The organism is Arthrobacter sp. Soil_C_49, from assembly GCF_057656635.1.
Map to the genome: position 1 here is coordinate 79,242 of NZ_JBDGJZ010000001.1, position 14,011 is coordinate 93,252.

The window sequence follows — 14,011 nt, forward strand, 5'->3', positions numbered from 1 at the left end:
AAAGGAACGGCCGACGGCGGGCAGCACCTGCGCCGTCGGCCGCCGCGTGGGCGGAACTAAATTTCGTAGTCCAGGGGGACCGGCTGGCCGTACGCGCCGCCGTGGTACAGCAGGGGGGATCCCTCGCCGCCCACCTGGCCGTCAACCACCTGGACCACCACCACGGCATTGTTCTCGAACGAGAGGCGCATCTGCACCTCGCCGATCAGCCATCCGGCCACGTCCTTCAGCACCGGAACGCCGTGCGGCCCAATTTCCCAGTGGTCGCCCTCAAAGCGGTTGGTGCCGCGGGCAAATTTGTCGGCCAGCGCCTGGTTTTCGAGGCCGAGCATGTGGACCCCGATGTGGGTGGTGTTGGCCACGGCCGGCCAGGACCCGGAGCTGCGGGCCATGTTGAAGGTGAAGCGCGGCGGCTTTGCGGACAAGGATGCGACGGACGTGGCGGTGAAGCCGAACGGCCGGTCCTGGTAGTTGACCGTGATGATGGCGACGCCGGCCGCATGGCGCCGGAACATTTCCTTGAACGTCCGTTCGAAGGGCGCCTCGTTGTCGGTCACGTCGAACTCCTGATGGTGTGTGGCTGTGTTCTCTCCTTCCACTCTATGGGCCTGCCGGGAAGGCGGGGAATCTCCTTCAAGCCCTGCGTCCGGGAGTTAAGCCGCCGGAACAACTGTTAAGGTTTGTTGCATGACACAACGGACCGGACGCGCTCGTCCGCGGCTGCCCTGGGCCCTGCTCGTGCTGCCGGCAGTGGCTGGCGTGCCGGCAGGGATTCTCTGGTGGCTGCTGGCGCCGGGCGGCCTCAACCTGATCACCCGGAATCCGGTCCTTGGCGACGGCGCCCACCCGCAAGTGTGGTTTCCAAGGGACCTCACGCTGGCCGGGCTCCTGGTCTTCGCAGGATGCCTGCTGGCAGTGTTCCTGGGCGACAAAAAGCGCCAGGATCCGCAGGCGGACCTCCTGATGGGCCTTGCCGGCGGTCTGTGCGGCGCGGTCCTGGCCTGGCAGACCGGGGTGTTGTCAGCCCGGCTGTTCGGCCCGGCCGTCGATGCCACCGCAAACGCCAGCATCGCTTTTTCGCTGCGCGCTTGGCCGGTGCTGCTGCTGTGGCCTGCCGCCACAGCCGTGTCCGTGTTTGTGCTGGAGCTGATGCACCTCCTGGGCAGGAAGGACGTCGGCGGCACGGAGGAGGCACGGCACCCCGCGGTTGGCCCCGTAAAATGATGCGGTGACCATTTCTTCGGAGTTTCCCGCTACCCCTGCCGCCGCCCTGAGCTTCCGCACCGTTGACCTCCGGGGCCGGAACCTGACCCTTGCGGGGCTTCGGGCCGCCGTGCCGCGCGCCCAGGGCCAGACAGTGGCCGACGCCGAGGAGAAGGTCCTTGACATCATTGCAGCGGTGCGCCAGCGGGGCTTCGAGGCCCTGGCCGGGTTTGCCCGCCGTTTCGACGGCGTGGAACAGGACCACCCGCTGGTTCCGCAGGAGGCTCTCTCCACCGCCCTTGAGCAGCTGGACCCGGCCGTGCGGCGGGCGCTGGAAGAATCCATCAGCCGGGCACGCCGGTTTGCCGACGGCCAGCGTCCCCGGAACGTTGACGTCGAACTGGGCGACGGCGCCCTGGTCAGCCAGAACTGGGTGCCGGTGGCCCGGGTGGGCCTCTACGTTCCCGGCGGCCTGGCCGTCTACCCCTCGTCAGTGATCATGAACGTGGTGCCGGCCCTCGCCGCCGGGGTGGAGTCCATCGCCCTGGCCTCGCCGCCGCAGAAGGAGTTCGGCGGACTTCCGCACCCCACCATCCTTGCCGCCGCAGCCCTGCTGGGCATCACCGAGGTGTACGCCATCGGCGGAGCACAGGCGATCGCAGCGTTTGCCTATGGGGTGCCGGCCACCGAGTCCGGCCCTGCGCTGGAGCCGGTGGACGTGGTGACCGGCCCCGGCAACATCTTCGTGGCTACGGCCAAGCGCCTGGTGAAGGGCGTGGTGGGAATCGACTCCGAGGCCGGGACCACGGAGATCGCCATCCTGGCGGACTCCAGTGCCCGGCCCTCACTGGTGGCAGCGGACCTGATCAGCCAGGCGGAGCACGACCCCAAGGCAGCATCGGTGCTCATCACCGATTCGGAGGACCTCGCCGCAGCCGTCCGCGCAGAGCTTGACGTGCAGGCCTCCGCCACCAAACACTCGGCCCGGGTCCGCGAAGCCCTCTCCGGTCCCCAGTCAGGCGTTGTCCTGGTGGACGGCCTGGAACAGGGCATCGCAGCCTGTGACGCGTACGCCGCCGAACACCTGGAGATCATGACCCGGGATGCCGCCGCCGTGGCGGCGAGGATCCGCAATGCCGGCGCCATCTTCGTGGGTGACTACAGCCCGGTATCGCTGGGGGACTATTGTGCAGGTTCCAACCATGTGTTGCCCACCAGCGGTACGGCCGCCTTTTCCTCCGGCCTGAACGTCACCACCTTCCTGCGCGCCATCCAGGTGGTGAACTACAGCCGGGAAGCCCTCGCAGAGGTCAGCGGACACATCGTCAGCCTGTCCGGTGCCGAAGACCTGCCCGCGCACGGGGAAGCTGTGACGGCCCGCTTCCCCGGGACTGCCGGCGCAAACTAACGCCATGTAGTAGTGGCCACCACAAGATGTAGTAGTTACACGCTTGTTATTACCCCATGCCGGGACATAGAATTGAAGGCGCTGCAAGGTCCTCTGTGCCCTTGAGCACCGCTCAAGCTGCCACCAAGCGAAAGAAGGGACGCCATGTACTGTCCGTTCTGCCGCAACCCCGATTCCCGGGTGGTGGACAGCCGCATGGCTGACGATGGCTCGGCCATCCGCCGCCGCCGCCAGTGCCCCGAATGCGGGCGCAGGTTCACCACGGTGGAAACCACCAGCCTGTCCGTGATCAAGCGGTCCGGCGTCGGGGAGCCCTTCAGCCGCAGCAAGGTTATTAACGGCGTCCGCAAGGCATGCCAGGGGCGGCCTGTGAGCGAAGACGACCTCGCGTTGCTCGCACAGGAAGTCGAGGAGCAGATCCGCTCCTCAGGTGCGGCCGAAATCGACGCGCACGAGGTCGGCCTCGTGATCCTCGGGCCGCTGCAGAAGCTGGACAAAGTGGCCTATCTCCGGTTTGCCAGCGTGTACCAGGCTTTTGAATCCCTCGAAGACTTTGAAACGGCCATCGCCCTGCTCCGCCAGGAAGCCGAACACGACGCCAAGGGCACCGCCGCGAAGGGTGCCCAAACCACCGAAAAGAGCCCGCTCTAGGGCTCGCCCTCATCTCCGGTGGTGGCAGTGGAGGGGAAGCCGCAGCCACCACCGGCATCACTTTGCATGCAGCAAGGCCCCTTCCGAACGGAAGGGGCCTTGCTGCATCCAGGGGGTGCCTTCTACTTGGCGAGCTTGTGCTTCAGCGCGATTTCGATGGCGGCGCCCACGATGCCGGCCTCGTTGCGCAGGACCGCCGGAACGATGGGTGTGCTGAGCTTGAGGTTGGGCAGGTATTCGTCCGCGCGCTTGGAGATGCCCCCGCCCACAATGAACAGTTCGGGGGAGAACAGGAACTCGACGTGGGAGAAGTAGCGCTGCAGCAGGATGCTGTATTCGTCCCAGGACAGGCCGTCGCGTTCACGGGCCACGGCGGAGGCCTTGGTCTCGGCGTCGTGGCCGTCGATCTCCAGGTGGCCCAGCTCGGCGTTCGGCACCAGCTTGCCGTCGAAGATGAAGGCAGAGCCGATGCCGGTGCCCAGCGTGATCACCAGGACTGTGCCGGCGACCCCGGCACCGGCGCCGTACCGCGCTTCGGCGAGCCCGGCGGCGTCGGCGTCGTTGATGACCTCAACGGGACGGCCCAGGCGGGCGGTCAGGAGGGCGTCGATGTCCGTGTTGAGCCAGCTCTTGTCCACGTTGGCCGCGGAATGGACTACGCCGTGCTGGATGATGCCGGGGAACGTTACGCCCACCGGAGAGCCGGCGGCGGGGGCCTCGGGGCGGGCGGAGAGCTCGGAAACCACCAGCGCCACTGCCTCTGCAACCGACTCGGGAGTGGCCGGCTGCGGGGTGGGTACGCGGAACCGTTCACCCAGGAGCTTGCCCTTCTTCAGGTCGACGATGCCGCCCTTGATTCCCGTGCCTCCGATGTCGATGCCGATCAGCGGGGCGTTCTTGTGCGACTTCTCGTCCTTCTTGGCCAATGGGTTTCCGTTCGTGGCAGGGGCGGGCAGGGGAGGGGCGGCGGGCAGCCGGCCCGGTTGTTGCTAAGTCTGCGGTGGCTGCTGTTCAGCAGCGGTGGTTCTTGTCACCGGCGGCGGCACTTGATCGTGGGCGATGCCGGTGGCGGGCCGGTCAGGGCAGCGTGAGGATCTCCGCGCCCGTATCTGTGACCAGCAGGGTGTGTTCAAACTGCGCGGTGCGCTTTCGGTCCTTGGTGACCACTGTCCAGTCATCGGCCCACATGTCCCACTCCACGGTTCCCAGCGTGAGCATCGGTTCGATGGTGAACACCATGCCGGTCTCGATGACGGTGTTGTACGCGGGTGCGGCGTCGTAGTGCGGGATGATCAGCCCGGTATGGAACGCTTCGCCCACGCCGTGGCCGGTGAAGTCCCGGACCACGCCGTAGCCGAACCTTTTGGCGTAGGACTGGATGGCACGGCCGATCACGTTGATCTCGCGGCCGGGGGCGACCGCCTTGATGGCCCGGTTCAGGGATTCCTGCGTCCGTTCCACCAGGAGCCGGGATTCCTCGTCGACATCGCCCACGAGGAAGGTGTAGTTGGTGTCGCCGTGGACACCGCCGATGTACGCCGTGATGTCGATATTGATGATGTCGCCGTCGCGGACCACGGTGTTGTCCGGTATCCCGTGGCAAATGACTTCGTTCAGCGACGAGCACAAGGACTTGGGAAATCCGCGGTAGCCGAGCGTGGAGGGGTACGCGTGGTGGTCGAGGAGGAATTCGTGGCCTATCTTGTCCAGCTGGTCCGTGGTGACGCCGGGCTCGATATGCTTGCCGACCTCAACGATGGCCTGCGCGGCGATTTTGGCGGCCACGCGGATCTTCTCGATCGTCTCGGCGGACTTGACCTCCGAACCGGTGAATTTGGCCGGTGCCGGTTTGCCGACGTACTCCGGGCGGGGGATGGACGCCGGTACTGGACGCTGCGGGCTCACGGTTCCCGGGGTGAGGGTGCCGATGGGTGCAGTCGAGGCAAGGGAAGGCATAGATTGATCATATAAGGCACCACAGAAGGCCTAACAACCGGGAGGCGGGTCCGTGCCGCGTAAGAATTTAAGTTACGCGCATCACGCCGCAGCTTCCTGCCGGCAGAACGGGGAACAGCGATGACCGAGTACTGGTACAACATCAAGACCCACGAGGTGGAGGAGGACCGGCTGTCGGACTGGAGCCAGCTGATCGGTCCCTACCAAACGAGGGAAGAAGCCGAGCACGCACTGGAAAAGGTCCGCGCGCGCAATGAGGCGTGGGACAAGCAGGACGACGACGACTGACACCTTTGCCGGGCAGGCCGGCTTAACGCCGGCCCGCCTTTCGCAAGTGCCGGGTTTTTAGAAGGTGTGTTCCGGGCCGGGGAACTGGCCGGACCGGACGTCCTCGCCGTAGGCGGCGGCGGCGTCAAGGAGCGTGGTGCGCAGGTCCGCATATTGTTTGACGAATTTGGCCATCCTGCCGCCCCTGAGGCCGGCCATGTCCTGCCACACAAGCACCTGGCCGGTGGTTTCCTTGCCGGCGCCGATGCCGACGGTGGGAACGCTGACGGCAGCGTCCACTGCGGCGGCAGTCTCCGCGGGGACCATTTCCATCAGCACGCTGAAGGCGCCCGCCTCGGCCAGCGCGACGGCGTCGTCTATCAACCTTTGGGCGTCGCCGCCGCGGCCCTGGACCCGGTACCCGCCCAGCGCGTGCTCGCTCTGCGGCGTGAAGCCGATGTGGGCCATCACGGGAATCCCGGCCTGCACCATGGCCCGGACGGTGGGCGCGTAGTATTTACCGCCCTCAATCTTTACGGCATGCGCGAGGCCCTCCTTCAGGAACCTGACACCTGCAGCGACCGCCTGCTCCGGCGAAACCTCGTAGCTGCCGAACGGCAGGTCGGCCACCACAAGCGCGCGTTTGGCGGAACGTGCCACAGCCCGGCAGAGGGGAAGCAGTTCGTCCACGGTGACGGGAAGGCTGGTTTCGTTGCCGAAGACATTGTTGGACGCGGAGTCTCCCACCAGGAGCACCTCGATGCCGGCGGCGTCGAAAATTTCCGCCGTGTACTGCTCGTAGGCAGTCAGCATGGCGAACTTCGTGCCGTCATCCTTGGCCTGCTGCAGGTGGTGGATCCGGACCTTCGCCGGCTTCCGGGCAATAGCCGCCGTGCCGCCCTGGGCAGGTCCGCTGCCATAGGGGGCGGGAACGTCGGCGGGCACGCTGGAGTCGGAGCTGTTGCTTGTGGCCATGGCATGAGCGTAGTGCCGCACCTGCAGTCCTTACCAGCGCCGGCGGCTCCCGTTCGGGTGATTCGCGTCATACAGTTACGGGTGCGGCGGGCTCTGTGCGGGCCCTGCGGCCGGTGCCCTTGGCTCTGCCCACGTGTTAACGCTGTGTTACGGGGCCCGCAGGCTCAAGCACTGGCGCCAATTGCTTAGTACAGTGTTGGTGAACTGCTTTCCGGCTTCCTCCTCTGCGGACCGGGGCATGGACGTTGACCGACAGAAGAGGCCATCATGGACCGCCAGCAAGAGTTTGTCCTGCGCACAATCGAAGAGCGCGACGTACGTTTCGTGCGCCTGTGGTTCACCGACGTCGTGGGTTCACTCAAGTCCGTGGCCCTGGCGCCCGCCGAGGTTGAGGGCGCCTTCGAGGAAGGCCTCGGCTTCGACGGCTCAGCCATTGAAGGGCTTGCCCGCGTCTTCGAGTCCGACATGCTGGCGCAGCCGGACCCGTCCACCTTTCAGATCCTGCCGTGGCGCGGCGAAACTGAGCAGACCTCACGCATGTTCTGCGACATCCTTACACCGGACGGCGAGCCCTCCGCTGCGGATCCGCGCAACGTCCTGAAGCGCACTCTCGCCAAGGCCGCGGACATGGGCTTCACCTGCTACACGCACCCTGAGATCGAGTTCTACCTGCTCAAGTCCCAGGAGCCGGGACCCGACGGCGCACCGGTGCCCGTTGATGAGGGCGGCTACTTTGACCATGTCCCCGGCGGCGTTGCGCAGGATTTCCGCCGGACCGCCGTGACCATGCTGGAATCGGTGGGAATCTCGGTGGAGTTCAGCCACCACGAGGGCGGACCCGGCCAGAACGAGATCGATCTCCGTTACGCCGACGCCTTGCAGACGGCGGACAACATCATGACGTTCCGCACCATCATCAAGGAAGTGGCGCTGCAGCAGGGCACGTACGCCACCTTTATGCCCAAGCCCTTCACGTCACACCCTGGCTCGGGCATGCACACCCACTTCTCCCTGTTCGAGGGCGACACCAACGCCTTCTATGAGGCCGGCGCGGAATTCCAGCTGTCCAAGACCGCCCGCCAGTTCATTGCCGGCATCCTCAAGCACGCGCCCGAGTTCACGGCCGTCACCAACCAGTTCGTGAACTCCTACAAGCGCCTCTGGGGCGGCGGCGAGGCTCCCAGCTACCTGAGCTGGGGACACAACAACCGTTCCGCGCTGGTCCGCGTCCCGCTGTACAAGCCGGGCAAGGGCCAGTCGGCGCGGATCGAGTACCGCGGCATCGACTCGGCAGCCAACCCGTACCTGGCCTATGCCGTGCTGCTGGGCGCCGGGCTCAAGGGCATCGAGGAAGGCTACGACCTTCCGGCCGCTGCAGAGGACGACGTCTGGTCGCTGAGCTCGGCCGAGCGCCGCGCCATGGGCCACGACCCGCTGCCGGCAAGCCTGCATGATGCCATCCGCTCCATGGAGGACTCCGAACTTATGCCCCAGATCCTGGGCGAGCAGGTCTTCGAGTACTTCCTGCGCAACAAGCGGGCCGAATGGCAGGACTACCGGCTCCAGGTCACGCCCTACGAGCTGCAGCGCAACCTGGGCATTCTCTAGGGAGCGGTGGTGAGCCTCGCACGGCGCCTGATTTCCGCCGGCTTCAGCGACCTCGAAAAGGGCGAGCGGTTCCTCGCTGCCCGCGAGCTCGAAGGACTGGACGAAGACAGGCTCTTTGCGGGGCTCCAGATGGCGGCAAGCCCGGACACTGCCCTGCAGTCCCTGGTCCGCCTGATCGAGAAGCACCCGGCCCTGCGGGAGCTGGCCGCGGCTGACCCCGAAACCAGCGAACCGCTGTACCGGGTCCTGGGAGCATCCGAGGCGCTGGGGGAGTTCCTCATCCGCCACCCGGAACACCTCGCTGCCTTCGAGGTGCGCCCCAGTCCTGAGCCGCTGCCGGCTGATCCGCAGGAGCTGCGTGCTTCGCTGCTGCAATCCGTGGGGGCCGATCCCCGTGCCGCCCGGCCGGTCGCAGCCGTCACCGGAACCGACGCCTACGCGGCCCTTCGGACGGCCTACCGCAGGGGCATCGTGGACCTGGCGGTCAAGGACCTGTGCGCCGCCGACCCCCTGGACTTCATGCCGTCCGTGGGCGGGGAGCTCGCCGACCTTGCCGGCGCCGCCATCGAGGCCGCCCTCGCCGTCTCGCGTGCTGAAGCTGCCAACCAGTTCAGTGCCTCCGATGTGGCCGGCGTGGGCCTGGCAGTCATTGGCATGGGCAAATGCGGAGCCCGCGAGCTGAACTACATTTCCGACGTCGACGTCATCTACGTGGTGGAGTCCGGTGGCCTGGACGACGCTGCTGCTGCCACCATCGGCACTGCCCTGGCCAGCGGAATCTCCCGGGCCATCTCATCCGTTGCCCGGGAACCCGGGCTCTGGGAGGTGGATGCGAACCTTCGGCCGGAGGGTAAATCCGGGCCGCTGGTCCGGACCCTGGCCTCCCACCAGACGTACTACGCGCGCTGGGCGGAGAGCTGGGAGTTCCAGGCATTGCTGAAGGCCCGCACCATCGCCGGCGACGCAGTCCTTGGCCAACTGTACGAAGAGGCCGTCACCCCGCTGATCTGGAGCTCGGCCAGCCGTGACGGGTTTGTTGAATCCGTCCAGGCCATGCGCCGCCGGGTCACCGAACATATCCCGCCCGCGGAGGAGCAGCGGCAGATCAAGCTGGGACGCGGCGGACTGCGCGACGTCGAATTCACCGTCCAGCTGCTCCAGCTGGTGCACGGCAAATCCGATGAATCGCTGCGCCGCCGCGACACCACATCCGCCATCGCTGCATTGTCCGCCGGCGGCTACATCGGCCGGGCCGATGCTGCGGCCTTCGACAACGCCTACCGGTATTTGCGGCTCCTGGAGCACCGCATCCAGCTCTTCCAGCTGCGCAGGACCCACCTCATGCCCGTGGGCGAACCGGCGCTCCGGGCGCTGGCCAAGGCGGTGTTGGGGCCGTTTTCGAACGAGCGCCCGCACCCGGACGCCCTGCTCGCGGCGTGGCAGAAGACCAAGCGCTCGGTCCGTGAACTGCATGAGCGGATCTTCTACCGGCCGCTGCTCAATACGGCAGCCAAGCTCAGCAGCGAGGACGCCAGGCTGACGCCCGAAGCCGCCCAGGGCCGGCTCGCCGCCCTCGGCTACCGGGACCCTCAGGGCGCCATGCGCCACATCGAGGCCCTGACCGCCGGCGTGAGCCGCCGGGCGGCGCTGCAACGGCAGCTGCTGCCCATCCTGCTCGACTGGCTGGCCGAAGGCGTGGATCCGGACGCCGGCCTCCTGGCCTTCCGCCGGGTCAGCGAAACCCTGGGCACCACCCACTGGTACCTGGGCATGCTCCGGGACTCGAAGGCGGCCGCCGAACGGCTGTGCCATGTCCTTTCCAATTCGCGGCTGATCGCGGACCTGCTGGAAGTCTCGCCCGAATCAGTGGCGTGGCTCGGCCACGATAAGGACCTGGTGCCGGTCAGCTTCGAGGCACAGTGGCAGGAAATCACCTCGAAGATGTCCCGCCACGCCGATCCGGAAAGTGCCATGCGGCTGATCCGCCTGATCCGGCGTCGCGAGACACTGCGGATCGCCATCGCCGACTCCGCCGGATTGCTGGACCAGGACGCGGTGGGGGCGGCCCTGGCGGACACCGACAGGGCAGCAGTCCTGGGTGCCCTGCGTGTGGCCGAAGGCGTTGTGTCCGCCAAGGGGCCCTTGAAAACAGCGGTCCTGGTGGTTGCCATGGGCCGGCAGGGCGGGCGTGAAATCGGCTACGGGTCCGACGCGGACGTGATGTACGTCCACCGGGCACTGCCGGGTTTCTCCGAGGAAGAAGCCCAGGAGCAGGCGTCGCGGATTGTTGCCAAGGTCTCCAGCCTCCTCACCCAGCCGCTGAAGCCCGCCATCATGGCCGAACGGGTGCTGCAGGTGGACGCGGACCTGCGCCCCGAGGGCAAGAGCGGGGCGATGGTCCGCTCCCTGGATTCGTACGCAGAGTATTACCGGCGCTGGTCGCTGATCTGGGAGGCGCAGGCACTGCTCCGCGCCCGGCCCATGGCAGGCGACGATACCCTGGCTACGGACTTCCTCGCGCTCATCGATCCCATCCGCTATCCCGAGACCGTGTCCGAACAGGATGTCCGTGAAATCCGGCGGGTCAAGGCCCGTGTTGAGGCCGAACGCCTGCCCCGCGGCGCGGATCCCGCCCGGCACCTCAAGCTGGGCCGCGGCGGGCTTAGCGACGTCGAATGGCTGGTCCAGCTGCTGCAGCTTCAGCATGCGGGCAAACATCCGCAGCTGCGGACCACCTCCACCGTGGCCGCCCTCGAGGCCGCCACGCAGCTTGGGCTGCTCGGGCGGGACGATGCCCGGCTCCTCACAGCGGCCTGGCGGCTGGCCAGCCGCATCAGGTCCGCCAACGTCATCTGGAGCGGCAAAGCCTCGGACCTGCTGCCGTCCTCGCGGCGCGACCTCGAAGCCGTGGCGCGCTGGTGCGGCTACGAACCAGGCCATGCCGCCGCCCTTGAGGAGGACTACTTGCGGGTCAGCCGCAGGGCGCGTGCGGTCTTCGAGCGGGTCTTTTACGGCCAGTAGCCACGCGCGCGGCCCGGGCTGCCCATTGCGGGAGGAATCGGGGGACCGGCTGACACCTGTCAGGGGCGGGTGCTAGTTTGAGCGCATGCCAAAACAACCCTTCCTCAACCTGCCTGTCAAGGACCTGAACCGCACTGTGGACTTTTTCACGGCGCTGGACTTCACGTTCAACCCTGACTTCACGGACGAGAATGCCACGTGCATGATCGTGAATGAGAACGCATACGTGATGCTCCTGCTGGAGTCCTACTTCAAGACGTTCACCGCCAAGGAAGTAGCCAGCGCTAAGGGCTCGGCGGAAGCAATCATCGCCTACTCGGTGGACAGCCGGGAAGAAGTGGATGAGGCCGTGCGTACTGCCCTGGCCAATGGCGGGTCCGTCTCCCAGGACCCGCAGGACTACGGCTTTATGTACAACCACAGCTTCCAGGACCCGGACGGGCACCTCTGGGAGGTCTTCTGGATGGACCCTGCCGGGGCCCCGGCGGAGTCAGCCGCGGGCAGCGCAGACGCCGGCCAGCAGTCCTGAACGCAGCGGGATCCAGCGTCTGGCTTATTTCGCTGCAGGATCTCGACGACGACGCCCGCGCCATCCAGCTGGAGGCGGTGGCGGGACTGGAACTGGGACCCGGGCAGGAGAAGTTTGTTGGCGACCCGCTGCGGATGGCCCTGGCGGGGCTGGCGGAGGAGTCCCGCCGTCCCTACGTGATTGAGTCCAACGGCCAGGCCGTGGGGGTGCTCACGCTGCAGGCAGGGGCAGCCAGGCTTGCCGGCTGGCCGGACGACCATTCGGCCTGGCTGCTGCGCGGGTTCCTCATTGACCGGCGCCAGCAGGGCAGAGGCTACGGCCGGCTGGGCGCTGCCGCGGCGGTGGCGGCCGCTGAAAAACTGAGCCGCCGCCACGGGACCGGAGAGGCCGGCGTCGTCCTCTCCGTCAACGAAGCCAATCCGGCGGGCCTGTCCGCCTACCGCCGGGCCGGGTTCGAAGACCGCGGCCGGTACCTGGGGGGCTCCTCAGGCCCCCAACGGACCATGTTCAGGCCGTTTGGAGCAGCCGGCCAGGCGTAACCGTACGGTGCGGCGTTGCACTCGGTCCCGGATTGGCAGATCATGTGGATTGGCGGTGTTCTTCAAACCTTGTTGGGGGGAAGGCTTCCTTAGTCTTCGTCTCGGGGGACACTCGTCAGGGGATCCGGCTCCCGGTCTCAGCACGTCTGGAGCCGGATTCCCACCTTCAGGCGAGGATTAGAGCAGGGCACCAAAAAGGCGGCCACCGGAAGTGTTCCGGTGGCCGCCTTTGGTGTCTCGTGAATTGTGGAGACTAGACGCCGTAGTAGAGCTCGAACTCGTAGGGGTTCGGGCGCAGCGACAGCGGGCGGATCTCGTTCTCGTACTTGTACTCGATCCAGGTGTCGATCAGGTCCTGGGTGAAGACACCGCCGGCCTGCAGGAACTCGTTGTCCTCGGCCAGGGCCTCCAGGGCTTCCTCAAGCGTGCCCGGAGCCTTGGGGATGTCCTTGGCTTCTTCTGCGGGGAGCTCGTAGAGGTCCTTGTCGATCGGTGCCGGCGGCTCGATGCGGTTGCGGATGCCGTCGATGCCGGCCATCAGCTGGGCAGCGAAGGCCAGGTACGGGTTGGACGAGGGGTCCGGTGCGCGGAACTCGATGCGCTTGGCCTTGGGGTTGGTGCCCGTGATGGGGATGCGGATACCGGCGGAGCGGTTGCCCTGCGAGTAGACCATGTTGACCGGGGCCTCGAAGCCCTTGACCAGGCGGCGGTAGGAGTTCACCGTCGGGTTGGTGAAGGCCAGGACGGCGGAGGCGTGCTTGAGCAGGCCGCCAATGTACCAGCGGGCGGTGTCGGACAGGCCGGCGTAGCCCTTCTCGTCGTAGAACAGCGGCTCGCCGCCGTTCCACAGCGACTGGTGGCAGTGCATGCCGGAGCCGTTGTCACCGAAGACCGGCTTGGGCATGAAGGTCACGGACTTGCCCCAGGCGTCTGCGGTGTTCTTGATGACGTACTTGAACTTCTGCAGGTCATCGGCAGCGTGCGTCAGGGTGGTGAACTTGTAGTTGATTTCGGCCTGGCCGGCGGATCCAACTTCGTGGTGGCTGCGCTCGACCTCAAGGCCGGCTTCGTCCAGGGCAACGCACATGGCGTCGCGCAGGTCAGCCTGCTTGTCGGTGGGGGAGACCGGGAAGTAACCGCCCTTGACGGGGGTCTTGTAGCCGAGGTTTCCACCCTCTTCCTCGCGGCCGGTGTTCCAGTGTGCTTCCTCGGAATCGATCTTGTAGAAGCTGCCCTGCGGGGAGGACTGGTACTGGACGTTGTCGAACACGAAGAACTCTGCTTCGGGAGCGAAGAATGCGGTGTCTGCGATGCCGGTGGAGGCCAGGTACGCTTCGGCCTTCTCGGCCACGCCGCGGGGGTCGCGGTGGTACGGGTCGCCCGTGCGGGGGTTGACGATGGAGAAGTTCAGCGCGAGGGTCTTTTCCATGCGGAAGGTGTCCAGGAACGCGGTGGTGACGTCCGGGATCAGCTGCATGTCGGACTCGGCGATGCCCTGGAAGCCGCGGATGGAGGATCCGTCGAAGAGCTGGCCGTTGATGAAGAAGTCGGCGTCAACGCTCTTGGCCGGGACGTTAAAGTGCTGCTGGACACCCGGGAGATCGGTGAAGCGGATATCGACGAACTTAATATCTTCGTCCTTGATGAACTTGAGGACTTCGTCCGCAGTCTTGAACATCTATGCTCCTAACGCATATGTAAATATCTGGCGTGACAGCCATCGGATCCAACGCAATCCAAAGGCAGGGAGACCACGAGGTTTCCCTGCTGATGTGCACCCTGCCGGGGGATTCGCTTGAAACTGCTAACAGCCTATGGATGGGGCATTTCCCGTCCGTGTCCGTATTGTTTCGG

At 66.4% G+C, this 14,011-nt stretch carries 13 protein-coding genes; 8 read left to right on the plus strand and 5 right to left on the minus strand.

Going from position 1 to position 14,011, the window contains the following annotated elements:
- Positions 1-56 precede the first annotated feature (56 nt).
- Complete coding sequence (locus AC3A4Z_RS00365) at positions 57-557, minus strand: flavin reductase (RefSeq protein ID WP_493971586.1); 501 nt, start codon at positions 555-557, stop codon at positions 57-59.
- A 130-nt stretch (positions 558-687) separates the two neighbouring features.
- On the opposite strand from AC3A4Z_RS00365, the gene AC3A4Z_RS00370 reads away from it, so the two are divergent.
- From AC3A4Z_RS00370 to nrdR, 3 genes are all read left to right on the plus strand, one after another.
- Positions 688-1,224 (plus strand): hypothetical protein, encoded by a 537-nt coding sequence (locus AC3A4Z_RS00370; RefSeq protein WP_498709310.1) that lies wholly within the window; start codon positions 688-690, stop codon positions 1,222-1,224.
- Between the two features lie 4 nt (positions 1,225-1,228).
- Positions 1,229-2,611 carry a histidinol dehydrogenase gene (gene hisD, locus AC3A4Z_RS00375; protein ID WP_498709311.1) on the plus strand — a complete coding sequence of 461 codons (1,383 nt, stop codon included), beginning with the start codon at positions 1,229-1,231 and terminating at the stop codon, positions 2,609-2,611.
- Between the two features lie 144 nt (positions 2,612-2,755).
- Positions 2,756-3,262: a transcriptional regulator NrdR gene (gene nrdR, locus AC3A4Z_RS00380; protein WP_498709312.1), complete on the plus strand. Its 507-nt coding sequence runs from the start codon at positions 2,756-2,758 to the stop codon at positions 3,260-3,262.
- 122 nt (positions 3,263-3,384) lie between these two features.
- On the opposite strand, the gene ppgK is transcribed toward nrdR, so the two are convergent.
- Positions 3,385-4,188: a polyphosphate--glucose phosphotransferase gene (gene ppgK / locus AC3A4Z_RS00385; protein ID WP_498709313.1), complete on the minus strand. Its 804-nt coding sequence runs from the start codon at positions 4,186-4,188 to the stop codon at positions 3,385-3,387.
- Between the two features lie 151 nt (positions 4,189-4,339).
- The gene (map, locus tag AC3A4Z_RS00390) at positions 4,340-5,218 is read right to left on the minus strand and encodes a type I methionyl aminopeptidase (protein WP_493971582.1); all 879 of its coding nucleotides are present in this window, start codon (positions 5,216-5,218) and stop codon (positions 4,340-4,342) included.
- Positions 5,219-5,338: 120 nt separating this feature from the next.
- On the opposite strand from map, the gene AC3A4Z_RS00395 reads away from it, so the two are divergent.
- Positions 5,339-5,506 carry an SPOR domain-containing protein gene (locus AC3A4Z_RS00395; protein ID WP_493954359.1) on the plus strand — a complete coding sequence of 56 codons (168 nt, stop codon included), beginning with the start codon at positions 5,339-5,341 and terminating at the stop codon, positions 5,504-5,506.
- Between the two features lie 57 nt (positions 5,507-5,563).
- On the opposite strand, the gene panB is transcribed toward AC3A4Z_RS00395, so the two are convergent.
- Complete coding sequence (gene panB, locus AC3A4Z_RS00400; RefSeq protein WP_498709315.1) at positions 5,564-6,460, minus strand: 3-methyl-2-oxobutanoate hydroxymethyltransferase; 897 nt, start codon at positions 6,458-6,460, stop codon at positions 5,564-5,566.
- A gap of 267 nt (positions 6,461-6,727) precedes the next feature.
- On the opposite strand from panB, the gene glnA (AC3A4Z_RS00405) reads away from it, so the two are divergent.
- The 4 genes from glnA (AC3A4Z_RS00405) (at position 6,728) to AC3A4Z_RS00420 (ending at position 12,157) form a co-directional block, all read left to right on the plus strand.
- The gene (gene glnA / locus AC3A4Z_RS00405) at positions 6,728-8,068 is read left to right on the plus strand and encodes a type I glutamate--ammonia ligase (protein ID WP_050055506.1); all 1,341 of its coding nucleotides are present in this window, start codon (positions 6,728-6,730) and stop codon (positions 8,066-8,068) included.
- 9 nt (positions 8,069-8,077) lie between these two features.
- A complete protein-coding gene (locus AC3A4Z_RS00410) occupies positions 8,078-11,089 on the plus strand; it encodes a bifunctional [glutamine synthetase] adenylyltransferase/[glutamine synthetase]-adenylyl-L-tyrosine phosphorylase (RefSeq protein ID WP_498709316.1) in 3,012 nt (1,003 codons plus the stop codon).
- Between the two features lie 85 nt (positions 11,090-11,174).
- Entirely contained in the window at positions 11,175-11,618 is a 444-nt protein-coding gene (locus AC3A4Z_RS00415; RefSeq protein WP_498709317.1) for a VOC family protein, read from the plus strand.
- The gene (locus AC3A4Z_RS00420) at positions 11,615-12,157 is read left to right on the plus strand and encodes a GNAT family N-acetyltransferase (RefSeq protein ID WP_498710035.1); all 543 of its coding nucleotides are present in this window, start codon (positions 11,615-11,617) and stop codon (positions 12,155-12,157) included. The genes AC3A4Z_RS00415 and AC3A4Z_RS00420 overlap by 4 nt, the downstream gene beginning before the upstream one ends.
- A gap of 253 nt (positions 12,158-12,410) precedes the next feature.
- On the opposite strand, the gene glnA (AC3A4Z_RS00425) is transcribed toward AC3A4Z_RS00420, so the two are convergent.
- Positions 12,411-13,835, minus strand: a complete 1,425-nt coding sequence (gene glnA / locus AC3A4Z_RS00425) for a type I glutamate--ammonia ligase (RefSeq protein WP_050055503.1) — start codon at positions 13,833-13,835, stop codon at positions 12,411-12,413.
- Positions 13,836-14,011 lie beyond the last annotated feature (176 nt).